We start from the raw sequence: 23980 nt of genomic DNA on the forward strand, positions 1-23980 counted from the left end.
CCGGAATTCGTTTGAACGGACCAGTGGCTCGGCTGGCGTCCGAGCCACGCCCACTGCGATTCGAGTGCTGCGGTGTATCGGGTTCCGCGGGCGGAAAATGGCATCTTCGGTCCTGCACTAGTGCCCGAGGTGGGTGGGCGAGGTCGTCGTTGCGCAGTGAAGCGACACTGCTCAAGAGCTACTCAACGGCTGTTCGACACTCAGGTGTCTAAACCCGGCCATGACGCGATCGAGGACGCTGTCGACACGAGTCGAGCGTGGATGGCTCAGTACAGCTCAGAAGTGTTTCGGGCTTGCCGCGCCCTGCGCACTTAGCGCATGTACATGCAGTAGACCGGCTCAGACCACCACTCTTCCCGCCGGCGACGATGCCCGGCGGCCAGCATCGGAACGCAAGCTCGTATCTGTTCTTCCTACAAGCAGGGCCTCGAGCCCGGTTGGATCACAGATCCCAAACTTGGTCCGGGTCGTCGAGCGCTGCGCGAATCTGGCCGAGGTCGCCAAGGTCTGCAAGCGGCGAGCTTTTCGCGATGTCGACGACTCCGTTCACGACATCGCGTATCGCCTGTGAATCGCCAGAGTCGAGTGCCCTGTCGAGTCGCTCGAAGAGAGCGGCAAAAGTGGTGCGGCGCTCTGCGAACGTCGCATCGAAGTACTGCCGAAGTACGCCTTCAGCCGCTTTGATACGAGCGACCTCGGTGCTCTCGTAGGCAGCAATTCGGGCCTGCTTGGTGTTCTCGGTTGCGTGAACGGTGATGCACTCGCGAGCAGCGTCGACGAGCTGATTGAGTGCGGCCAGACCGTCGATACCAGCCGGCACTCGTAGCCCCGTATTCTTGGGCCGCAGCACGTCTCCGGTCAGTGGCTTCTTGCTGTCAGACATCTGGTGTCTCGGTTCCCTCGATCGCAGTATCGGTCGCAGCCGCGTCATCATTGGCTGATGAAGGGGCGGCCTCGGGGTTTCTCGTATGCGCGGGCCGGTACTTCACAGTCAACGCGTGACCTGCGTCCGTGAGCTCGCCACCTTCGTCGAGTACCGGCGTTGTGGCGATGTCCATGACGCCCTTCACCAGGATCATGGCCTGTTGAAACACGGGGGCGTGCAGTTCTGGGTTGAAGGGATCGGCTTCGAGTTCGTCGAGTGCAGCTGTCGCCTTTTTCGACATACCCGCCAGCAGCTCGCTCAGTTCGTCCACCCGCGCCTCGACTGCTGTCAACGCGCTGTCAGCGACGCTGAGCTTCTCGATCTCAACGGCGATTTTCGCCTGGTACTCGCGAGCCTGGGTGCTGGCCTTCTTTCCCTTGCCGTTGATGACGAATCCTGCTGCAAGTAGGCCAGGGCCGAACGTCACAAAGTTGAGCGCGAGCGCACCCAGGGCGACACCGCCACCCCCGGCGGCGAGAGCACCGCCACCCAGCCACGCCAACGTAGCGCTCTCGGCTGCCGCGCCCGAGAGGCCGGAGATCGCGGCACCTGTGCTAGCAACCCCGAACGACGAGATCGCGCTGGTAGTAGCCGCGCTGGTGCCGACCCCAGTCGCAACCGAGCTGATCACACCACGCACCCATTCAGCCGCCGAAAGATCCAGCGAGCCCTTGCCGGCCACCAGGTTCACGGTGGCCTCGAGTCCGTCAGCGAGCAACTTCTCGTTGTCGCGCACCTTCTTCTCATTTCGAATCAGGAAGTCGTGCATGCGTAGAACGACATCCTGGAGCGCCGTCTCTTGCTCGGTCCCGTAGCTGACGATTCGATCGTTGACGGCGCCCACGAGCGCCTCGCTCTCGGCACGGCGCGATTCGTAAAGGCTTCGAGCGGCGTCGAGCTCGTTCTTAGCCTTCTTGATGTCGAAGGCGCCCTTACCGCCGAGCGCGACGCCGCCGCTGCCGGCCGCGGCGCCGACAGCGATAGCGACCAAGGGGATCAATGGCAGGACCATAGGAGACCTTTCTCGATGTGGCCATGAGTGTTGCACAGAAGTCGGACAAGTCGGATGGTTGTGCGTGAACGTTCGACTACCTCGATGCGAGGTGACTAGCGTCCATACGCCCGAGCATCCGACCACATCGCATGGTCGATCTCCCACGCCGTAACGTCCCTGCCGAGCTCGCCTGAAACCCGGGCCACCGCGTCAAGAATCAGCGTCTTGGCTTGCAACGGGTCGACGTCGAAACCGATTCGCGACAACCAACGAAGGACCATCCGGTCTGGCTTGATCTTCTCGTCGTCGCCGATGAGCATCCACAGATAGCCTCGCCGCACTCCAAACTGGCCGTCACCTGGCACGTTTGCCAACGCGTCGTCGACGACCTGCAAATCTTTCGAACGGCTGAGCAGCGCCATGCCGTCGTCGAGTGTCTCGACCTGGTAAGAAGCGAGGATCTGTGCGTAACGAAGAACGGCTTCGGCTTTCACTATGCCGCCGCGGGTTGAGGTCCGCTGACGGTTCGTTACTCCGAGCAGTTCTACGACGTCCAACGAGGCCAAATGTCGAAGTGGAAAGGACTCAGGGGGCAGGGGGGCTTCGATGGGAACAAGCGGCTGCGGTACCGCGTACGCCGCCGCGAATCTGTGCACCAAGGGAGTAACGACGCTGTCGTAGTTTGCTCCGATGCTCCACACAGCATCGAGAACGCAGAGCGAGATACTGCTCCAACGATGGGTCCGGGGCGAAGGTTCGAGTGCGACGATCGCGTCAATCAGCCGATCGATTGAATTAGCCTGCCCCGACAATGAATAACTCCTCGTAGACGCCCGATACACAGTCGATGTCGGTATCGGTGAGCTCCCACGCGGCGTTACCAAGCGAAACCGTCCGGGCCGTCGGCGGGAGCAACTAAGGTGCACTCGAGATCTATGCAGGAGATGCTCGCGTCGGCGTAACGCGGAGGCAGTAACGGGCAACAGGACCATGGACCGTGAATTGAGTTACCGCGATGGCGCCCATCGGGTCTCGTTTCACCGGCTAGGCCCACGGAAAGGGGTACATCAATGTCGAGTCTCGCCTGGCTGGACACGTCCCCGGACGATGAACGCCGCATGCGTGAGATCGTCAAGATGTTCAGCGACACCAGCACCCTCGACGACCTCGGCATCGGCCAGGTCCGAGACGGGCTCGCCGACCTGCTGTTTCCCGGAACCTCCACGGTCCACGCTCGGCCACGCTACTTCCTGATCATTCCGTGGATCTTTGAGCGAGCAGCGGCCAAACACACAGGAACGATGGTCGTCTCCAAGGCAAACGACGAGGAACGCAAACTCATCGAGGTCCTGCGTTCGCCGTCACCGATACGCGGCATGATCGGCTCACGAGCGGGCAAGACCGTCCAGAACCTCCCGTCGAACATCTACTGGTCCGCACTGCAGCGCTATCAGATCCTCACGAATGCGAAGGCTCTGCGCTGGGATGTCGGGGTCCGCGCTCCGGCCGACTTCCCCAAGTTGCTCGCAGGCGGACTCGACCTCACCCACGACGAAGCCGAATGGCTCCGTGAACGCATTATGGTCGCCGCACCGGGCACATACCTCGCGTACCTCCTTGCCAACGGACTCGAGACCGAACCCGACGACGCGGGCCAAGCGTGGCAGCACCCCGCACTCGCCATCGCGCCAACCGACCTCAGAGACACAGTCGAGCACGCGCGCCTGTTCTCTCTGGTCGTCAACGGCGCCACACTTATCTACAACCTGCTGATCGCCGAACGCTTCGACGCCGTGGCGGCAGATGATGGAAGCTGGGTCGAGCACTACACCGAACGCCTCACCGACTGGGCCGACGAAATCGAACGCAACCGGATCGAACTGACCAAGTGGGATCTCGACGCCTTCTGGGCTACCGTCCTCCTCGGCAGAAACAGCAACTCAGTCGCGCCGGCCACGATGATCTTCGTCAACGAGTGGATCGGCCAGGTTCATAATCGCGACCCGTACATCATGCCTGCCGATCCAGATATCCGGCGGATGATTGCCGCGCGGGAACGCAAGAACAAGGGCGAGCAGTCGCGCCTGAACAACGAACGGCAGATCAAGAACTGGGGTGGCTCGTCTGGCTCAGCGCGGCTCAATTTCCGTTGGCCAGTCGTCCAGACTCTGCTCGCTGACATCAAGGACGGACTCGCCGATGCTCCCGCCTGACAGCCGCACCACCCTGCTCAAGCAGCTTTTGCCACCGCCGGGCTTTTCATTCGACCACCTCGTCGCGACCACCTTCACCCTCGATCTCGAGAGTGCACTCCTCCCATGCTTGGCGCTCGCCGGCAGTGCCAAGGTCGAATCCGCGGACAGCGTCGAGACCATCGCAGCGATCCGCGCGAGCATCGCCAGGATCGATATCTTCCATCAGACCGGGCAGGTCGTAGTACCCCGAGATCGGGCGCGCCTATTCTCGCTTCTCGAAAACTCGATCCACGGCATCACCCGTACCCGCGGCCTGTTCCACCCCAAGATCTGGCTCGGTGTATATACCAACGGCGACGGCGAGCGCCTTGTCCGCCTCATCGTGCTCAGCCGTAACCTCACCAAAGACCGCTCTTGGGATGTGGCCCTCAATCTCGACGGCTGGATCACCACGCGTCCGGACGCGACCAACAAACCCGTCGCAGAACTATTGCGCTACTTGGCAACCGCAGCGCCTGTCAGCTTGAAGGCGGCACGTCAGAATCGACTCATGGAGCTCGCCGAGGCCGTCCGATACGCCGAGTGGGACTTCCCACCGGACGTGACCGACCTCGGCTTCCACGTGTTCGGACTCCCGAGCCGCCCGCAGCCGAAACCGGACTTCAGCGGCTATAAGCACCTGCTTGTCTCACCATTTCTGCAAGACGACGGAATCGAACGCCTGGCCGCCACCTCGAAGGACTCGCTGTCGGTCGTGTCTAGGCAAGAATCGCTCGACGGCCTCACCGCAGGGTGGGCCGACTGGATCGACCATCCCTTCGTCTTGAGCCCCACGGCAGGCATTCCGGCAGACGACGAAGAATCAGCAACCGGCACAACGCTCTTCACCGGCTTGCACGCAAAGCTCTACGCCATCGAACGAGCGAGACGCGCGCACTTGTTCATCGGCTCCGCCAACGCCACACGCGCCGCCTTCGAAGACAACGTCGAGATCCTGGTCGAACTCACCGGCCGCACCAAGACCTATGGCGTCGACGCGTTGTTGGGAACCGATGGGTTTGGCTCGATCCTCGAAGCGGCGGAGATCAGCCCCGGCGCCGACAACGAGGACGATCCGCAAGTCGCGCTTGAGTCATTCCTCCGCTCGGTGGCTGCGGTGGCACTCACCGCGCACCTGTCCCTCGACGACGACTATCGCGCTCGTCTCGACATCAGCAGCACCGATCCTTGGCCCCACAACCCGGACGTCGCCAAAGCATCGATGTCGCTCCTCACCGACGCATCCACCGCGACGACGGTGTCCACGGGCGCCCAGGTGAGCGTCGCGTACTCAGACCTGCACCTGAAGGACGTCACCGCGTTTGTCGTCCTCGCTGTGGAGGATGCTCAGGGTCGACGCAGCGCCACGGTTGTCAAAGCCGACCTGATCGGAGACGTCGGCAGCCGACTCGACGAGATCATCACCCACGAGATCAGCAGCCCCGAAGCATTTCGGCGCCTGCTCTCGTTGCTGCTTGCTTTCGGCAGTCCGGCAGGAGACGGCACCGACATCGACGACGCGAGCTCCGGGCAGAGCGGCCGGTGGACTCAACTCGAACAGGGGCTGTTCGAGCAGATGCTGAAGGCATCCGTCGCTCGCCGCGAGATTCTGGATCAGCTCTCTGGGGTGGTCACCTCAATCATCGCCAAAGGCGACCCACACCAAGTACTTCCCGAAGGCTTCGAGCACTTGTGGTCGTCGATCGTCGCTGCGACGGAAATGGAAAGTGGTGCCAGTGTCTGACTCCCGATTCTCCGCCGCACCGTATCTCGCTGAGCTGCGCCCGTTTCAGCGAGCCAGCGTCGATCAAGTGGTCGATGTGCTCTACCGCAGCAAGACGGGGACCCGGTACTTAGTCGCAGACGAGACCGGCCTCGGCAAGAGCATGGTTGCTCGCGGTGTGATCGCTGCCGCGATCGAAGATCTCCAGGACAACGACGAAGTCGATCGGATCGATATCGTCTACATCTGCTCCAACGCCGACGTCGCACGACAGAACGTCAAACGCCTCGACATCCTCGGCACCAAAGTCAACTTGTCGACCCGGCTGAGCATGCTCGCCACCGCGACCCATCAACTCAACACGCCAGTCACCTCGGTGGGCAAGCCCGTCAACCTTGTTTCGCTCACCCCGCGAACATCGTTCCCCGACAGGGGTTGGCGCACCGGCACTCGTGACGAACGATCGCTGCTGTTCCTGATCCTGCGAGGCGAACTTGACCTTCGAGGAGCCCGCGCCACGGCCGCCTACCGCATCCTGCGCGGGACCATGGATTGGACGCGTTTCAAAGAGCACACCCAATGGTTTGAGCGGACTTTGGACGACAACGCCCCTGCTGGTGGGCCACCGCTAGACCGAACAGTGGTCTCCAAGTTTCTCGAGATCGTCCAGATACCCGACGGAAATGGGTCCTCGGTCCTCGACCAATTCACCGAACTCCTCGACGACACGGTCGGGAACACCGACGTCCCCGGCGGCTTCACTGCTGCTGCCGACGTGGTGATTGCGCTACGACGCACGCTTGCGCGCGCTGGTGTCGAGGCGCTACAACCCGACCTCGTGATCCTCGACGAGTTCCAGCGATTCACCGACCTACTCCAAGACGATCTACCGGTCAGCGAGTTGGCCCAGGAGATGTTCAATTACTCGACCGCGCGAGTGCTGTTGCTGTCTGCTACCCCCTACAAGCCCTTCGACATCGACGACCCTGCCGACGGAACGGACTCGACGAGCAAGTCGTCGAAGGGGTCGCACCGCGAACAATTCATGGGCACGCTCGATTTCCTCACGAAAGGCCGCGCAGATCCGGGCGAGGGAACTCGCGGAATCACCAAGCTATTGAGCGAGTTCCGCGATGCGGTGACGCGCGGGCAGGACCCGTCGGAGCTTCGAGACCGACTGCGCGAAGAGTTGCTCACAGTAATGTGCCGAACCGAGCGCCCGTCGACAGCGAAGTCATCGATGGTCAAGGAACGTCGAGTGCCCGCCTCAGCGGTCACCGCCGGCGATGTCAGCCAGTTCATCAAGTTGACCGAACTTGCTCAGTACGTGGGTACGCATCTTCCGATGGACGTGTGGAAGTCGGTACCGGCGCTGGTGCACTTCATGGATGCTTACCAGCTCGGACGGTTCGTTAACCGAGATGCCGAGGACCCCGAGGTGCAGCGAATGCTTCGCGGCCTGCGGCGCCTTGACCTTCAGGCGATCGAGTCCTATGACGCCCTACCGCAACAGAACCCACGCCTACAGACTCTCATCGATCAAACCACCGGACTGAACTGGCAGCAGATGCTGTGGATGCCGCCGTCACAGCCGTACCTCAGGCCAGGCGGACCGTACGAGAACTTCCAAGCACAAACGATGACGAAGAAGCTGGTCTTCTCCCAATGGTCGGCGACGCCCACCGCAGTGGCTTCCCTTCTGAGCCACGAGGCGAGCCGGAGCATCGCGAGAAGCGGGACTGCAGCGTCAAGGAATATCACCACAACCAACGAGAATGTGTCGCAACGACTCCAGTTCACTCGAAGGGGCACAGACCTCTCCGCGATGGCGTCGTTCATCGCCTTCTTCCCGCTACCCGGCCTCGCTGACCGGGCCGATCCGCTGGCGAGTGCAGGCCAGAGCGGCGACTCGACCGAGCGCGAACGAGCCGAGGCGCAACTCGCCGAGCAGCTCGCGTCAGGTCTACCCACGGGTGCCCGGGAATCGACCGCCACCGAGAGCGCGTCAGTGTTGTGGCGATGGCCTCTCATGATCGCCGACGGGGTTCTCGACGAGGCACTGGCCAGCACGGCGGCCGGATTGACGCCCGAGGCGGCGATGGCAGGTCGCGTCCACGACCCCGACGATCCCGAGGCGCCCGAGCACCAAGAACAAACGTCGGCGCTCACCGAATACGTTGCGCAGGCCGCGGCTGTGCATCGTAGTGAACGGCAAGGGGATCTGACCGTCATCCCGCCCAACCTCGCCCTCCGTACCGCGCAGTTGGCGATGCACTCACCGGCGAATTGCGCGTGGCGTGCGCTCGGTCGGCTGTCCGTCGACACCTCCAAGGTGACGGTTGCCGGTAGGTGGCGTGCTGCCGCAGTCCTCGCGTCCGGGCTGCGCACGCTGTTCAACCGCTGGGAGTCGTCGCTCATCCTCGACGAACTGTACCGAGACGACATTTCATACTGGCAGAAAGTGTTGCGCTACTGCGCAGATGGAAATCTGCAAGCAGTACTCGACGAGTACCTGTACCACCTCGCCGCAGTCGAAGGTGACAGTTCGATGACCGACGAGAAGCTCGTCCGGTTCGCTTACCACGCGGCCCAACCGCTCAAGCTCAGCACCGCAATCTACAAGGGTAAAGACCCGCTGGGCGGGTCGGACATCGACTTCCGCTGCCGGTTCGCTATGCGCTACGGCGACTCCAAACAAGACGACCAATCGGTTCGCTCGACCGACATCCGTGAAGCCTTCAACTCGCCGTTCTGGCCGTTCGTTCTGGTGTCGACGAGTGTTGGCCAAGAGGGCATCGACTTCCATCCGTGGTGCCACAACCTTGTGCACTGGAACGTGCCCGGCAACCCGGTCGACTTCGAGCAGCGTGATGGGCGTGTGAACCGTTTCCGTGGACATGCGGTGCGGAGAAATATCGCGCAGAAGCATGGATCAGAGATGCTGCGGTCGGCGAACCCGTGGCGAGAGGCTTACGAGCTTGCGGGTACCGATGCGCCGCACCCAGAGGTGCCAGGCTTGGCGCCGGACTGGGTGTACCCAGGACCGCACAAGGTCTTTCGTGATGTGCTGCCGTATCAATTGAGTACTGATGAAGCGCGGATCGAGCGGGTAAAGAAGCGGGTTGCCTACTATCGGCTCGCTTTTGGGCAGGCTCGGCAGGAGGACCTGATCTCCGTCGTCGCCGCTTCTGGTATGACCGCAGATGACGCAGCTACGTGGAGGGTGGATCTGCGACCAGGCGCCGGCCCGAACGGCGATTGAGGACGCGGTCAAATACCGCGGTGTGAACGGCGGGGGAGTAGCCGCCAAGCATGTAAGCGCCGCATGCGGAGCTGGCTAATTCAGTTGGCTGAAGCTAGCGGACTGGCGTGGCTACTGTGGGTCCCGAGAACGGTTGTGACAGGATATACGGCGTGAGAGCTCGCCGGCCGTTGTCGTTGCATCAGTTTGCTTCTTGGATATAGGTAACGCCGAAAGCCCTGACTTGGCGGAACTCCTGGCGGGTACTGCCAAAGTCTAGCCAGCCACCTTCTTGCTTCTGAAAGATATCTAGGCCGCGGCCGAGGTTGATTCGCCAACCGGTGTCCGCGCGGATCCAACGATCGTGGCCTCCAGGGTCCTTGGCGACTTCAACTTTGATTCCCTGCTGTGCGGCACCTTGTATAATCTGGCCGAGCATCTGCAGCTGCTTTTTCTGGTACTCAGGATCGTTTTCTAGGAGAGTGAATAGCTTAAATGTCACCTCGTCGGCTGGGTCTTTCGCCGAGGCAATTAAGGCCAGCAACTCGACGAGGTTGCGGCCCTGGTGACTCATTCGAATGTACGGATCATGCAGCTCGATCTCTGTCGCGCCTCTGATGTACGGCATCAGAATGGCGTCATAGGAAATTCCGCGCTGGTTTTCGACGAAGTCTCGATGCCCCTGGAACAGCGGTTCCTGGCTCGGCCCGGGGTTTGCCGCAGCCTCTGGTGTGGCGGCACCCGGCGTGGCGTCAACAAGATCGATAGGCTCTTCGTTGTCGACCACGGTGCCAGGTCGGCTGCGGTGATAGTGCCTGGGATACTCGTCCTCCTCCAGGGTGGTGACCGCCGTCCAGTCGCCCGCGAGAGACTCGTATCCAAAGTTGACGGCGGCCATCGTGTCGTCGATGCGCAGGATCTGGTCCTTGACGCGCTTGCGGCCTTCGATCGCGAAGCGCAGGATCTCCTCGATTTCAACAGTGGAGGCCTGCTCGTGCGGGTAGAGCAGCTTCATCAGGCCGGAGAACGTCTTGTGGATGCCGTCGCGGTCTCGAGTGGAGATGTCCGAGCCGAGGGTGAAGTACCGCTGGTAGCGATCGGAGTAGTCGAGATTCCGCATCGACTTCAGGACTTCGGCGATGTAGTCGACGACGAAACCGTAGCCGCTGGAGAACATCTCGCCGCGGATCGTGTCGACTTCCCAGCCGGGAATGTAAAAGTGCAGCCGGTCGAGGTAGGCCGAGTCGTGGTAACTCTCAGGAAGCTCGTCGAAGAGATCCGAGTGTTTGAGCATGTACGGCACGGTGTGCGAGGTGTTGCCGACGAATACCATCGACGCTTCCGCGCCGAGCGTCTCGACACCGCGGGAGAACGACTTGTTCGCCATGTAGTTCTTCATGATGTCAACCAGCGCCTTGTCGGTGCGCTTGTTCTTGCCTGCGAACTCATCGAACGCGACGACGTCCCAGTAACCGACAAGGCCGATCTTCCCGTTGGCATTGTTCACGAACAGCTTCGGCACGGTAATCTCTCCGCCGGAGATCAGCATGCCGTGGGGCGAGAACTCGGAGTAGATGTGCGATTTGCCGGTGCCTTTCGGGCCGAGCTCGACGAGGTTGTAGTTGCGTTCCACAAATGGGATCAGCCGGGTCAGCTGAAGCAGCTTCGCGCGTCGGCCGAACATCTCGGGATTGAATCCGATCGACTGGATCAGCAGGTCGATCCATTCGTCGGTGGTGAACTCGGCCCGGGCGTCGAGATAGCCGACGTAGTCGAAACTCGACATCTGGATCGGCTGCAATCGGCCTAGAATCCAGGGCACCACGCGGGAGTCGTCACTGTGGAAGTACTCGATGTCGCACAAGCACCACACGCCGCCCACCAGTAGTTTCTGGTTCGCGGTCACCGTGCTCGAATCCACAAGTACCCCGTTGATGCCGAGGTTCGCGAACGATGCCTGATAGACGTCGTCCTTCTCGTTCAGCGTCACGCTGACCCGGTCGATGATCCGGAAGCGGCCCTTCTCGCGGATCTTCGACTTCACCAGTTCCGACTCATTACGGTGCACGTAGTGCTCGGCGAGGATCCGGCGCACCTTCTCGATGCCCTCCTGGATCGTCGCCTCGTCGTCGGTCGCGGCGAACTGCCCGAGCAAGTACTCGAGAACGTACGACGGCACGATCGCGTTGCCTTTGACGGCCTTCACCAGATCCTTGCGCACCACCGCTCCCGGGAAGTGCGCGTTGATCTTGCGGTCCAACTCAGTTGGCTCCGCTACGGGATCGGCGGGGCCCTCGTCGGGTGTCTGCTCAATGAGGGCCGCTTCGGTCAGGTCGATGTGGTCGGTCATCAGAAATCCCATCCGTCGTCGCTGGCGAAGGCACGTTTGATCTTGTAAGGCGCGCTTTTGTACTTCTTCCACTGGTCGGTTCCCTCGATCGGCTCCGAGAGCCGGAACTCGACGCTGTGATTGTTGGCCTCGTCCGCTGCTTTGCTGAGAAGCAGTGTGACGCTTTGAAATCGGTCACGGCCCGCGTCGCTGCTCGAGTCGAAGGTCATCTCCTGCTCGTTGGAGATCAGCGTGTCGCCGAAGTAGAGGCCGGCACGCAGGCGCCGCGCGGGCTTGTGGGGCTCCACCCTGACCGATTGGTACAGCTTGACCACGATCTGCCCGGTCGTGATCCGATCCGACTCGGGGTGGATGTCGACGTTCACCGGCTCCACGGTGTCGCTGCGGCTTTTGTTAATCTGGATCACCGGTACCACGATCTCCTGCAGCGAGGCACCACCATGCACGAACTGGTATCCGGCTCCGGGCTGCACAATTCGCTGGATTGAGTTCGGCACCTGCACTTCCAGATCGCCCGACAAGCCCACCTGGTCGGGTTGGAACGTGGTGAACGCAGCGTCCTTCTTCAAGCCTCGCCCCAGCACGTAGCGGCGCTTGGACTTCACGATCTGCTCGCCCTGCGGTTTCACCGTGAGGTTGAACTGCTCGGCCAGCTTGGAACGCTGGTAGAGGAAGCCGTGATCGGCGGTGACGATGATGTTTGTTGCGTTTGCGCTCGCGAGCTTCTTGACGATGTCGATCAGCTCGCGGATCGCGTCCGCTGCCGCCGTGAAGGTTCTGTGCTCGGAGACGGCTTTGTCGCCGGTTGCGTCGATCGTGTCGTGGTAGACGTACAGCACCTGATTCGACGAATACAGGTCACGACGATCGGCCGGCTTCATCTCGATGAAATCCGTCGCCTGGATCGCCGTCCCGCCGACTGCGCCGAGAATCTTGCTGCGGTTCGCGGTACCGTCGGACTTCTGCCCGTCGACCAGCACCGAATCGCCTTCTGCCGAATGCGCCAGCGTGGCGTGCGGGAGCAGTGCCGCCATTCCGAGTTGCGTGTAGGACGGCAACACCCCGAGCACGGCGTCGATCGATGCGGAGAATTTGTTCTCACCGCGGATTCTGGTGCTCAGTTCGTCGGCTACCTCGTAGCGGAGTGCGTCGGAGACGATCACGACGGCCTTCTTGCGGCCCGTGAGGGTTGGGGCGACATAGTGGCTGTAGAACGACGTTTGCGAGGTCAGTCCGACGGTGCGCCACTGCGCGACCGTATCGATCTGCTGCTGCCACGCCACCCCGAGCGGGGCGAGGAAATCGGTAACATAGGCCTTCTCGACGAGCTCGGCCAGCGCCTCGATCGGCTGCTTGAACTCGGCTGTCAGATAGGCCTGGGTGAACTGTCGATAGCGCTGGTCGATGCGGAACCACTCGTCGCGATACCGCGTCAGGCCCTCGTCGAAGCTGGTTACGTGAAGCACGGCGTTCCGGATCGCCGGAATAAGCTCGGCTGCGGCGCTCAGCCCCTCGTACAGGGTCGCGTAGTCGTCGAACCAGAAGCTGTCGCGGCGCCTGACGCCAATCGCGTCGGCGATGTCGCGGTACGACATCGTCTTCGCGTTGATTCCTTCGACCAAACGCCGGATCACCTCACGCTCACTGGCGTCGAATACGTCAGTTTTCTTTAGCGTCTCCCATGCGATCCCACCGACGTGATCGGAGTAGTCGAGGCTGCGCTCGACGATGCGGGCCAGCGACTTCATCGCCGCGCTGCTGCGCTTGGAGTCTCGGAAGCCGCGGAAGTCGAGCGCCAGGTTCCGTACCTTGTTCGACTCGCTGACGTCGAATCCGCCGACGGCACGCTGGAACATCCACAGCACCAGCCCCGCCACCGTCGGCGCTTGCGACGTGAACCCGTAGATACCGGAGGCGCCGGCCCAGTAGAAGTCCGCCAGGCCGTGGGAGGCGAGCGCGTCGAATCCGGTGGTGTCGCCGTCGGCGTGCTGCATCAACAGCGTGCGGGTGAGTTCCGAGAAACTGTGTTCCTTCTGGTTCAGAAGCACGGCACACATCTGCGCCTGCACCGCCGTCAAGTCGTCAGAGATTAGCGGCATTGCCTTGAGGCTCGTCACCAGCTTCGCGTCACCAAAGAAGGATGAGTACCGGGCGATCAGGTCCTCGGAGCCCGACGCCGTGAGCCCGAGATCGGACCGCATCATCGCACCACGATCGGCGGTGAACACCGGGCCGTAGGCCAGTTCGATGTCGAGGAGCCAGTTCCCGACACCCTCGGGCACACTGCCGGATCGGTAGATCAAGAACTTCGCTGCCTGCTCTGCGCGCAGTACCCGATGCTTGATCGCGAACTCGTTGTCGGCGACGCGTAGCACCGTCACGTCATTCGGTGCCAGCGACTCGAGTTCAGTTATATAACCGCCGTCGAGGTCGTGCCATATGACGATGCGCTTGGATTCGAAACGAGTGACGATATGGTCGGCGACCGTGTGTGTTTTACTCATTCGTCGTCCTCATAGTCACCGCAGCGTGACGCGCCGTCATGACCTCACTCATCGCTGGCCTCCAGGCCGGCGATCTTCTTCACCGCCGGGTAGAACTTCGGATAGTTCACCTTCACACCGTCGTCGAGATCGATCTCGACCTGCTGGGTGGCAAGCGGATACAGCACGTCGTGCTCGTAATCACGCAACTCAGCGAGGACCTTGCGGAGCCTGTCCGCTTCCTTCTGATCCTTCGCCGACGAACCGCCAGCAGTCGCCACCTCCGCCCGTTCGAGGGCCTTCCGCAGCTTGTTCTCGTACTCCCGCAGGTACTCGTTGAGCACAGTCGAGACCGTCGACGGCGAGTATCGGTGCAAGTAGATCAGCGCATTGAACGAGCCCTTGGGACTGGAGAACATCCAGTAGATCGGACGCTTCTTGTAGCGCTTCACGTGATCGTCGTAGAACTTCGACCTACCCGACTTCGTGATGAAGTAGTCACGCAACGTCTTTACGCCCAGCGACTCCTCCACGAACCGCAGGTTCTCCTCGAAATGCTCCGCACCGAACGCAACCTTCAGGAACTGCCGGAAGCGTTCGACGATGTCGTCCTCGAACCACCCGTCATCGACGAAGGGGATTACGTTGTCAGCGTCTGGCATGAATGTGGGCGAGGGGACCATCGTGAAGTAGTCTTGAAGCGTCGCGCCCTGATCGGCGAGGAGCAACCCCGGCTGATCCAGACTATAGCGGCCAAAAATGCATCCGATCGCGAATGACACGACTTCCTCCATGTCCTCTTCGTATGATTTTAGCTTCACCGGTCGTGGAACAAACGGAGGAATAGTCGCCGAATCCGCTTTGGATAGGTCGGCTATCCTTTTAGCCCAGTGCGTATTGCTCGCATGTTCAAGCGCTTCGACTGTTGCGGCCCGTGCGGACCGCTCATCACGAAGGGCAGCGCACGCCCGGGCCACCATATTTTCCGCGACCGAAATGAGTGGATTCGAACGAAATTCGTGTGCCGTCTCAGATTGCGCCCAGTCTGTACGGGACAATTGGACGAGCTCCGAGACTCGCTCAGCATCGCCCGTTCCGAGAACAAGTGGCATTCTCGCAACGTCTCCAGCCTGATAGTTCAGCGTTGGTGCCAGCACATCCAGCGTCCTGCGAGCTACCGCTGAGTTGAGGTAGCCAAGAAGCTCTAGCTTCTCTCGCTCATCATCCACAAATAGCGACATTCCTGACACGTCAAACACAAACCCAGCCGGTAGGTATCTGAATCGAGCTCCGCCATAGCCGATGTTCGACCATGTAATAGACGGGCGGAAGTAGTACGACGTGTTCTTGATCGTTCGGCTGGCACTGCCCCATTTTGCAGCAGCTTCTTCAATCACCTCTGCGCCGTCATCGGCCCAGTTAATCACGTGTTCCTGATTTCCCCACCAAGGCATTGGCGTCCCACCCTTGTTGTAGGGAAACCACGTGCAGCCAGTACTTCGAGATTCCTCGCGTGACGCGACTCTGAATGCAATACGATTCCGAGATACTTCCCACCACTGTCTCAGAAACTTCGAATTGTTTCCGGTTGCGAGCCCTTGTCTAGAGTCGTGTGCATCTCCGATTGTACCTGATATTTTGTAGAATTCGAGCATTGGCAGTGGCATATCGAAATAAAAACCACCGCCGGGGACCTCTGTAAACTGCTCTATTTCAACCAAATGGACTACAGAATCCGACGGAGGTAAAGAATCGACTTTACCGTATGCAATCTGCTCTTCCGTGACTCGGAAGAACTGCGAACGCCGCTTTCCATTGGAGCGCTGGAACACCGTGGCAGCAGTGTTTAGGCGAACACGAAATGCAGCCTTATCAATGCAGGCAGTAACTACCGGTCTACCGAAACTCAGTATCGACAACCGAAATTCTTCAAACCTCGAGTTAAAAAGCCACGACTCACTCACGACCAGCGCCGCAGCCCCAGCGGGTGAAGCGAATGCGAGCGCACGCTCAATGAACATTGTGCATAGATCAGCCGCGGCGTTCGGAAAAACTGCTTCAGCAAAGGCCCGAAGTTCGTCGCCCATGTTCCTCGCGCCCATGTATGGAGGGTTCGCTGTGACCACCGAGTATCGCCGGCTCAACACCTCCGCCTGCGTAACAACCCTGCGTGCGCGAAGGAGCGTGTCGAAATAGAGCGTCGCTTTCAGGTCCTTCAGTCTGTCCAAGACCACGGTAGCCTGCGCGGTCGCGTCCGCCTCCGCCTGAATCAGCGAACCCAGTACGTCAGCATCGCGGAATTGATTCCAGAACGCTTCCTCCGCGTCACGGTCGCCGTCTGCACTTACGAGCAGGTCCAACTCGTCCGGCGTGAACGAGATCGGCTCGACCACACAGATCTTCGGATCAACCTCCGAACGGCTGAAGAAGCGGCGATCCTTCGCACGCGCCTTCATCGTCAGCGCAAACGCCGCCAGAGCCCCGGCACGAGGATCGATCTCGGTGCCGTGAAGATTGTGGGTGAGGATCAGGCCCGGGATCTCCGACGGCGCATAACCCTCCTCCTCGTAGATCGCATACAACAGATCGAAGGCATAGGTAAGCATGTGCCCCGAACCACAGGCCGGGTCGATCACCGTCAACTCCTCCGGCCCCGACACCTCGAGGAAATCGGTCTCTTCGTCGATCGGCGCGATGTAGTAGTCCATCTGCTCGACCAGCCGTGACGTCGGCCGGTTGAGCATCCACAGCCGACCGAGCGAGTTCTCCAGAAGGTACCGAACAATCCAGTGCGGGGTGAACAGCTGTGTAGCGGCAGGAATCTCGTCGGCACCGGCCTTCTTGTTCTTCTTGAACCCGGCGAAAACCTCGTCCTTCCGCTCGGAGATGTAGAACTGGTAGAGCCAGCCGATCACCTCGACGTCGTCACAGACGTCCGCGGTGAGCACCTCACGAGCACGGGATAACAACGCTCCCTCGGCAAGCAAACCCGCCGGCACAAGCAACTCGGTGTACGCACCCTCGGCCTCGAACATGAACGACATAGTCCGGTGCCAATGCCGGCAGTACTCGGTGAGCAGCAGCGCATACGCCTCACCCTCGGGGTCGGTGCTGCGACGACTGCCGTCCAGCAAACCCAGAATCGCGTCGTAAGCACCGGCCTTGCTGACGACCTCCGAGTCGAGGACCCCGCGTTTCGCGTCTGCCAGGATCTCCGGCTGACCATGAGCGTGGCCCGATGCCGGCGACACGACCCCGGCATCGGTGTAGCCCCGGGCATCCATGAAACGCAACGCAATCAGACGGTTGAACCACGTGTAGGCCACCCTGTCGACCACATGCCCACGACCATGCTCCGCGATGTCCGCCTCCAGCAGGCGCACAGTATCCGCGCGCTCACTGCGCGCAACAGATCCGGCGGCGAGCACCGCCGACACCCGCGCCTCCACAGCGACCATCAGCTCACGACGGGCAGCCTTCGCGAAACTCTCAAGCGGCTTGACATCCATGCAGCGTCCTTAAACTCGAGTCGTGTGAAGAGGTACGGGCCCGTCAAAGGGTGATGCGCTTGTTGTCGTTGATCGTCGCAACCAGCGCGGCACGAAGCTGATCCAGGTACGCATCGATCTGGTCCTCGGTTTCGAGCACCTCACCGGCGCCCGGCAGCGAGAGCTTCTTGATCGAGATGCTCTGCTTTGCCGGAGCGGCAGGCGGCTTCGGAACCTTCGGTTCGTCGTCGCCGGAGGTCTCCGGCTTGGGATTCGGGACAGCGCGCGCGGCTTCGAGTTCGTCGAGGATCGCGGGGTACACGGTGTCAACGAAATGTGCAGCGAGATTGCGGATGGATGGGATCTGCGTCTCCTCCTGAACCCGCACCCGGACCTGCTCGGCCTGCTGCCCAACTGACCGACGGGCCGCCTCGGTGGCCGCTTCGTACGATGCGCTGGCCGGCACCTGCTCCCAATAAACGTCAATCTTGGTTGTGGCTTCGTCCCGCTCAGTCGCAATGACGCCATCGAGCTGCTCTTTCACGGCCGCGACCGCACTGCCGAGCTGCGTGGTCTTGTTGCCACGGAAGATCTGGACGTCGTCGAGCGCCGTCTCGATCCCGTCGGCAACTCCGGCAGGCAGATATGCGATGTTGGTGCTGTTCGTCTGCATGAACGCGCGGGCGCCGTCGTAGATGGTGCGCTGATTGCCGTTGAGGAACGCCTTGATCGGGTCGATCGTGTTGTCCTTGGCATCGAGCAGATCGTCGGCACCGGCGAACTGCTCGACGAACCAGGCCGCCGGATGGCTGCTCAGTTCGGTGAGTAGTCCGATCGGTTCGTCGAACTGATTGATGAATGGGTAGGTGGCGGCACCAGAGCGCAGCGCCTTCAGTTCGGCGAGTTTTGCTTCGAGGTGTTCCTTGCCGACGCGGCCGAGTTCGGCGGCATCCTTCGTGATGCCGCCGTCATCGGTGAACTCGATGACGAACTTGCGGAACTGGTTCACGATCTTCTGGTCGTAGACACGCTGCGGGGCGACGATCAGATTTGGGTACTGCTGCGTGTTGCGCAGTGCCCCGGCGATCTCCGTCCGGGTGAGAGTCTTGCCGTTCAACTGGATCTCGATCTGCGACTGCCCCGCGAGATAGGCAACCACGGCGGCGACGGACCACTGGTCCCAGCCAAACGGCTTGGTGGTGTAGCGCGCGACGAGTTGCTTCATCGTGACCTGCTCGTGCCGCTTGCCGCGCAACTCCAGATGCCCGAGCACGTCGCCCGCGGGGACATCGAGGAGGCTGCCGGTCTCCTCGATGATCCCCTCGGCCGGGTTCACCAGCCCGTTCAGGCCCTGCTCGCTGTAGGTCTTTCCACCGAGCATGCTGAGGTTGGTGTACGTGGCGGCAATGACCTTGCCGAAGCCGTCATTGATCCGCGTCTGGGCATCCGAAGCGGTCACGTCGAGATCCCCGGCATTGTGGATCAAGGGCGACGCCCCGACGGCTGCCCGGAGACGTTCGACGATTTCCTTCTCCCGTTCGGCGTTCTGGGAGCCCTTCTCACTGAGAATCCGCGTCTCGATCGCCGTGCGGCTGGACCCCTGAGCGCGCTTGATGTATCTCTCCGTCTTCAAGAGAAGACGCAGGTCGGCGAGGATTCGGTTCGCTTCCACCGGGAGCGCAACTCGGAGCTCGTCCAAACCGGCGCTCTGCATCTTGATCTGCTCCAGACTGAAATCTGTCTCGGGGCTGATGAAGTGCAGCGACAGCTCGTACTGCTTGCCGTACGGCACACCGTCGAGTTTGTATCCGAAGGGAAAGATCTGGCCATTCTTGGCGGTGGCCTTCGTGGACTTCACGACCGACTCGGACAGCAGCTTGTTGAGTTTCGAGGAGACGTCAGAGCTGTCGATGTCGACGTCCTTAATCTCCTGCTCGATCTTCTGCTCTTCATTGGTCAGGTAGTCGTACAAGTCGCCGTTACGCTGAACGTAGGTCTGGGCCTCCAGTTCGTTCAGCGCCTCGACGACATCCTTGCCGAGCTGTGTCAGGTCAGTGCCGAAGCGGTCGTAGACCAGCACCGTGACATTGCGGGGCGTGGCTTTGAAGCTGTCGACGTACTTCACCAGGAACAGTGCTTTGAGCAGCCGGACCGCAAGTGGACTGAGCTTGCCGCCGTCGCGGGCGTTCTCTGCGTTGAGAATCGCGCGCTGGTTCGCCGATTTCAGCGATGCCCGGATGCCTTCGAACATCCGGTCGAAGGACGCGAGGGTGCCGAGTGGCTGGTCTGCGAGGCCGGTAGCGACGTCCTGGACGACGCCGAGCATCGAGCGTTCACCGACCGAACTGTTGCGGCCTTCGAAGATGTTGTGGTCACTGATCGATTCAATTGCCGCCTGGAACAGCGGGAACTGGTAGCTCACGAACGGGTAGGTGCCGACGAAGTGCCGCTCGTCGCGGTAGTTTGGATAGTGACGGCCCTCGACGAAATCGAACAGTGTTTTGAAGTTCGCATGCTCCGCGTCGTAGATCGCCTTGACCTTGGTGCTCGCACCGTCGGTCTTGGCCAGGAGACGTTTGCGAATGACCTCTTCGACGTCCTGGCTCGTGAGTTTGACCGGTTTCAAGAACCGTGCCTGGATCTTGGAGAAGTCGTTCGCCTGCTGCTTAGTGCGGTCCCCGCCGACCTTCTCCATGTCCTCCTGCGAGGTGACAAAGATCCACGACCGCCCACGGCACTTGGTGGCAAGCGATTCAGCGATGGTCTGGAGATTCAGCATGAGCTGGGTGTTGGTGCCGATGAACTGGCCGACCTCGTCGACGAAGAAGTTCAACCGGTAACCGTCAGGTTGTCGGTCGAGCCAGGCTGCGACCTCGTCGGCGAAGTCCTCGATCGAGACCGAATAGTTCGCACTGTACTGACGGATTATCCCGGGGCTTTCGGAACCGTTGACCTCGGCGAAAGCCGTGTCGATGTTGCCTGCTTCGAGCGCCGCCTGCTCGCGGCCCTGGGTCCACGGGACTCCCGCGATCCGCTCGAAGGACTCCTGGAAGGCGGCGTACTGGCCTCGGGAGTCGAGGTCGCGCTCAAAGCGGGCGATGTGGCCCTGGTTGCCGTAGTAACCGCGAGACTCGTCGAAGATCTTGACGAAAACCTTCAGCAATGCGTCCTTCTGATCCTTCGAAATCAGCGTCGCCTTTTGGTCAATGTTGAACAACAGGCTCTTCGCCGCGATTCGTTCGGCCTTGTCCATCAACCCGGTCAGGAGCTCGTCATCGGTGACCTTTGCGCGGAACTGCGCACAAACCTGGGCGCGCGGGTAGTCATGCCCGTCGATGTCGCCGAGGAGGTGCGCCAGCATCTTCAACAGGTGCGACTTACCGGAGCCGAAGAAGCCGGAGATCCAGACGCCGTTGGCGTTCGTGTAATTCGTGTACGTCTGTAGCACCTGATCGACGCCCTTGGCGGCCTCGTTGGTGAGGACATACTCCTCGACCTCAGTCGCGAGGTGGTCGGTGTCATCGGCCTTAATGACACCCTCGATCGAGCGGTCGATGGGTTTGACGAAGATCTCGTTGATCGCGGTCATGCTCATGCCTCCTGCTCGAGAATGTCCTTGGCCCGGTAATAGCTGTCGCTCGCGCCAAGGTTCAGCGCGCGGAGCTGGTGTCCGGCCGACTGTGTGAACTCGTATGTCCCTGGAAACCACGTCAGCAGCGGGCGGCTGACCACCACACTTTGCAAGTTCTCCAACACGGTGTGCGTGCGAACGAACGGGAAGACTTCACCAATTCCCGTGAGGAAGACGACGGTCGTGTTGGACTTCGCCGGCGGCTCGGCGTCGAGCCGGGCGCGGATTGCCGGGGCGAGGTGATCGTGCGGATCTAGCATGCCCTGAAGCATCTCGCGGAAGTCCGCCTTGTCCATCGTCGGCTCAGCTATGAGAACGCGGTCCCAGACGCCCCGGTCGGTGAGGAGCTCGACGGCGAGATCGTAGAGATTAATCTCGACTACGTTTATGCCGTCGTCGCTCCGAAGCTTCGTGCTCACTCGGTCGCGCATTCCATCTACCTCAAGGGCCCAGCCGGGCGGAAAGTGGTAGATGAAAAAGGGTACTTCCTTGGAGAGACCTTCCATCCTCAGGAACCGATTACTGCGCAACACGTCATAGACATGCTTCTCATCATGATTGAGGTTTCGTTGGGCTGTTTTCATCGCTGCACCTGGTCGCCTGGAGATGTGACTGCTGTGGTCGCTGGGAAATACCGGATGTCGCTAGGTGTGCGGCGGTCGAGCACCTCGGCGACGCGCTCGGATATCACTGCGGGAACGATGTCGCCTGCGTCGGTTCGCAGACCTGCCTCGCCGAGCATCCGCAACAACGTCTGCCGAAGCTTCTGTCGAGTTGACGGTCTCATGCCCTCGAGCTCGGGGTGCCACAGGCTCTTACCGGTGATGAACCGTTCGAAATCCTCAGCGTCGAGCGTTGGCGTCATCAGAAGGAAGCGCTCGCGCAGCACCTCCTCGGCAAAGTCGCCGATCAGCGCGTAACGCCGGCAGGCCGCGGCCCACATCAGGTGGAGCTGTTCCGTTGGGCTGCCCTCAGCCAGCAGCTCGATCTCGTCATCGCTCAGTACCGCCAGTCGCTGAACGGTCTCGCGTGCGAGTCTGATCAGCGAAGAGATGGTGCGAGCCTGCAGGAGATTGCTATCGACAACGCGGGCACGGGTCGCTTGCCAGTCGCGAGAGTCGAGGTAGACCGCTGCGACGACTCGACCCTCGCGAGCTAGGAGGGCGCCACTGGTGAACGACAAGGCGTAGCGCGATTGCGTTTCGTCGGTCACGTCGCGTAGAGACCTCTCTTTCTGGCACGGAGCAGCGGTCAAGCTATCGAGAGACTACGACAACCCTGCTACTCTGCCCGCAGTCTGACACGCGCCAGAAGATGTAGCGCACGTCTCCGATAGTCTGAGCTGGGTGAACGTCCGCAGGCCGGTTCAGCTTGGACCCCTGACGACCGTCCCGGAAGTCACGTCGGAACGTACACCGCGGACAAGGCAGCCTGGGTCATCCGCAGAACCCAGCCTCAGCCTCTGCAGCCCCTACCTAATGCGGTTGCGCTGCGCCTCGAATGCAGATGTCGGGAAGAACCGCTGTGAGACGAGCCCCTTCAAAGGGAAGGGACGCGGATCGCAATCCGCGCCAGGCCGAGGACGGTTCGGTCCTCCCCAGTTCCGGGACCCGCACCGTGTGCTGCTGGCGGCTATTTGCCTCGTCTCTCTGAAAGCTTGGTCAACTATTGAGAGCGAACGTTACCGTCGCTCCTGCAGCTTCGTGTCGACGCGCTTGCCCAGCACTTTGAGCACGGAGTGGCTTGTCACATCGTCCAGCGTGAGCAGCCGTTCCGGGTGCGTGATCCGCGCTAGGTCCTCTTTCGTGGGCTGCGGCACGTCAAGCGCAATCCTCTGGGCGTATGTGGAATGAATGTCCTCGAAGGACAACCCACTATCTTCAGTCGACCACGCTTCGCTGACGAACCAGTTCGCTATAAAGATCCTGGTGCTGGGAATGAGTGTCCACACGGTCGCACGGCTAGCTGCAGTACGTCCGGTGGGTCGTGTGGCGCCGAGCCAACGCAGCTCGCCTTCACCGTCTGTCACTTCCCAGAATTGCCACCCGGACGATGCCATACGGCGAGCCTATCGCTACTGGGACATCAGAGGTGATTGCGTCAGCCTGACGTGGCGACTCGGCTGTGCGGGCGCGTTGCGCGCCGACACAACGTCCGGAGCGGTGAGGGATCTCATGATCGGAGCGCGACGTATCGCAGCGCCCCACGCAAATCGGCTGCAGTCTTCTCCCAACCACGAGTTTCGTGCAAGCATGCCTCGGCTTCCTCGCCGTCGCCCTCCGAAGCCGCGTTGTCTGCCCGGTTTCGCCAGTTGATCATCTGCTCTTCGACCGTCCGGATGTACTCGAGGATCTCGTCGGTGTCGTGATGACAGATCCGTGCGACGTCCTCGGGTGACAAGGTTTCGTCGCCGTTACTGTCGAGCTGGATCAAGATCTTGACGGCTGTGGGCAACTCGTCGTCATCATCGGAGTTCGGCGAGTCAGCATCCCAGGCGAAACGACCGCCTACGTCGTGCGCGATGTCGGCGCCGTCGCCCATCACTGCTTCGAACTCGGCAAGGCATCGCACAAGATGCGACTCGATCGGCGGGTCCGCATACAAGACTGCGCGGACACGAATCGTATCTCCGACCAGAAAGAACTTGAGCTGCAGACTGTTTCGGTTGAGGGTCTGGACCACAAACGCCGCGTAGTCGGTCTTGACCACGTCCTCCACCAGGGTCGAGAACAGATGTATCGTCCGCTCGTTCTCTACTGCGCGGATGAAGACCAGACCCGCCTCGAACCGGATCGGGAAGTCACCGTCATCGTCAGTAACAGCTTCATGACCGACGACCGGCTCGAGCGCCGCACTTATCCATATCCGCAGATCAGCCGCGGACAATGTTCCTCCGGACATCACAGACCCC

14 protein-coding genes are annotated in these 23980 nt (G+C 61.1%); 3 read left to right on the plus strand and 11 right to left on the minus strand.

The window, feature by feature from the left end:
- Positions 1–442: 442 nt before the first annotated feature.
- The 3 genes from GR168_RS12050 to GR168_RS24255 form a co-directional block, all read right to left on the minus strand.
- Entirely contained in the window at positions 443–883 is a 441-nt protein-coding gene (locus GR168_RS12050; RefSeq protein ID WP_159370819.1) for a hypothetical protein, read from the minus strand.
- The gene (locus tag GR168_RS12055; RefSeq protein ID WP_159370820.1) at positions 876–1937 is read right to left on the minus strand and encodes a hypothetical protein; all 1062 of its coding nucleotides are present in this window, start codon (positions 1935–1937) and stop codon (positions 876–878) included. Before GR168_RS12055 ends, GR168_RS12050 begins: the two co-directional genes overlap by 8 nt.
- A gap of 95 nt (positions 1938–2032) precedes the next feature.
- On the minus strand, positions 2033–2485 hold the full coding sequence (locus GR168_RS24255) for a hypothetical protein (RefSeq protein WP_343212987.1): 453 nt from the start codon (positions 2483–2485) through the stop codon (positions 2033–2035).
- A 504-nt stretch (positions 2486–2989) separates the two neighbouring features.
- Between GR168_RS24255 and GR168_RS12065 the strand changes: the two genes are divergently transcribed.
- Genes GR168_RS12065 through GR168_RS12075 form a run of 3 tightly spaced genes read left to right on the plus strand, consistent with a single transcriptional unit; the run spans position 2990 to position 9138 of the window.
- Positions 2990–4132 carry a DUF6361 family protein gene (locus GR168_RS12065; protein WP_159370822.1) on the plus strand — a complete coding sequence of 381 codons (1143 nt, stop codon included), beginning with the start codon at positions 2990–2992 and terminating at the stop codon, positions 4130–4132.
- Positions 4119–5897: a phospholipase D family protein gene (locus tag GR168_RS12070; RefSeq protein WP_159370823.1), complete on the plus strand. Its 1779-nt coding sequence runs from the start codon at positions 4119–4121 to the stop codon at positions 5895–5897. The genes GR168_RS12065 and GR168_RS12070 overlap by 14 nt, the downstream gene beginning before the upstream one ends.
- Complete coding sequence (locus GR168_RS12075; protein ID WP_159370824.1) at positions 5890–9138, plus strand: helicase-related protein; 3249 nt, start codon at positions 5890–5892, stop codon at positions 9136–9138. The genes GR168_RS12070 and GR168_RS12075 overlap by 8 nt, the downstream gene beginning before the upstream one ends.
- A gap of 181 nt (positions 9139–9319) precedes the next feature.
- Here the strand turns inward: GR168_RS12075 and brxL are convergent, their stop codons facing one another.
- From brxL to GR168_RS12115, 8 genes are all read right to left on the minus strand, one after another.
- Positions 9320–11467, minus strand: a complete 2148-nt coding sequence (brxL, locus tag GR168_RS12080; RefSeq protein WP_159370825.1) for a BREX system Lon protease-like protein BrxL — start codon at positions 11465–11467, stop codon at positions 9320–9322.
- Positions 11467–13971: a BREX-1 system phosphatase PglZ type A gene (gene pglZ, locus GR168_RS12085; protein ID WP_159370826.1), complete on the minus strand. Its 2505-nt coding sequence runs from the start codon at positions 13969–13971 to the stop codon at positions 11467–11469. The genes brxL and pglZ overlap by 1 nt, the downstream gene beginning before the upstream one ends.
- Positions 13972–14015: 44 nt before the next feature.
- A complete protein-coding gene (pglX, locus tag GR168_RS12090; protein ID WP_159370827.1) occupies positions 14016–17459 on the minus strand; it encodes a BREX-1 system adenine-specific DNA-methyltransferase PglX in 3444 nt (1147 codons plus the stop codon).
- Positions 17460–17502: 43 nt separating this feature from the next.
- Positions 17503–21027: a BREX system P-loop protein BrxC gene (brxC, locus tag GR168_RS12095; RefSeq protein ID WP_159370828.1), complete on the minus strand. Its 3525-nt coding sequence runs from the start codon at positions 21025–21027 to the stop codon at positions 17503–17505.
- A gap of 2 nt (positions 21028–21029) precedes the next feature.
- Positions 21030–21653, minus strand: coding sequence for a DUF1788 domain-containing protein (locus tag GR168_RS12100; RefSeq protein WP_159370829.1), 624 nt, complete (start codon positions 21651–21653; stop codon positions 21030–21032).
- Positions 21650–22282, minus strand: a complete 633-nt coding sequence (locus tag GR168_RS12105) for a DUF1819 family protein (protein WP_159370830.1) — start codon at positions 22280–22282, stop codon at positions 21650–21652. The genes GR168_RS12100 and GR168_RS12105 overlap by 4 nt, the downstream gene beginning before the upstream one ends.
- A 468-nt stretch (positions 22283–22750) precedes the next feature.
- The gene (locus GR168_RS12110; RefSeq protein WP_159370831.1) at positions 22751–23128 is read right to left on the minus strand and encodes a hypothetical protein; all 378 of its coding nucleotides are present in this window, start codon (positions 23126–23128) and stop codon (positions 22751–22753) included.
- 113 nt (positions 23129–23241) lie between these two features.
- Entirely contained in the window at positions 23242–23970 is a 729-nt protein-coding gene (locus GR168_RS12115) for a hypothetical protein (RefSeq protein ID WP_159370832.1), read from the minus strand.
- Positions 23971–23980: the final 10 nt, after the last annotated feature.

The sequence above is a fragment of the Gordonia sp. JH63 genome (assembly GCF_009856645.1).
Classification (GTDB): Bacteria; Actinomycetota; Actinomycetes; order Mycobacteriales; family Mycobacteriaceae; genus Gordonia; species Gordonia hongkongensis.

What these genes read in the sequence shown, in the direction of transcription:
- GR168_RS12050 (WP_159370819.1), bottom strand. Translation starts at nt 883, where the DNA reads ATGTCTGACAGCAAGAAGCCACTGACCGGAGACGTGCTGCGGCCCAAG.
- GR168_RS12055 (WP_159370820.1), bottom strand. Translation starts at nt 1,937, where the DNA reads ATGGTCCTGCCATTGATCCCCTTGGTCGCTATCGCTGTCGGCGCCGCG.
- GR168_RS12065 (WP_159370822.1), top strand. Translation starts at nt 2,990, where the DNA reads ATGTCGAGTCTCGCCTGGCTGGACACGTCCCCGGACGATGAACGCCGC.
- GR168_RS12070 (WP_159370823.1), top strand. Translation starts at nt 4,119, where the DNA reads ATGCTCCCGCCTGACAGCCGCACCACCCTGCTCAAGCAGCTTTTGCCA.
- brxL (WP_159370825.1), bottom strand. Translation starts at nt 11,467, where the DNA reads ATGACCGACCACATCGACCTGACCGAAGCGGCCCTCATTGAGCAGACA.
- pglZ (WP_159370826.1), bottom strand. Translation starts at nt 13,971, where the DNA reads ATGAGTAAAACACACACGGTCGCCGACCATATCGTCACTCGTTTCGAA.
- pglX (WP_159370827.1), bottom strand. Translation starts at nt 17,459, where the DNA reads ATGGATGTCAAGCCGCTTGAGAGTTTCGCGAAGGCTGCCCGTCGTGAG.
- brxC (WP_159370828.1), bottom strand. Translation starts at nt 21,027, where the DNA reads ATGACCGCGATCAACGAGATCTTCGTCAAACCCATCGACCGCTCGATC.
- GR168_RS12100 (WP_159370829.1), bottom strand. Translation starts at nt 21,653, where the DNA reads ATGAAAACAGCCCAACGAAACCTCAATCATGATGAGAAGCATGTCTAT.
- GR168_RS12110 (WP_159370831.1), bottom strand. Translation starts at nt 23,128, where the DNA reads ATGGCATCGTCCGGGTGGCAATTCTGGGAAGTGACAGACGGTGAAGGC.
- GR168_RS12115 (WP_159370832.1), bottom strand. Translation starts at nt 23,970, where the DNA reads ATGTCCGGAGGAACATTGTCCGCGGCTGATCTGCGGATATGGATAAGT.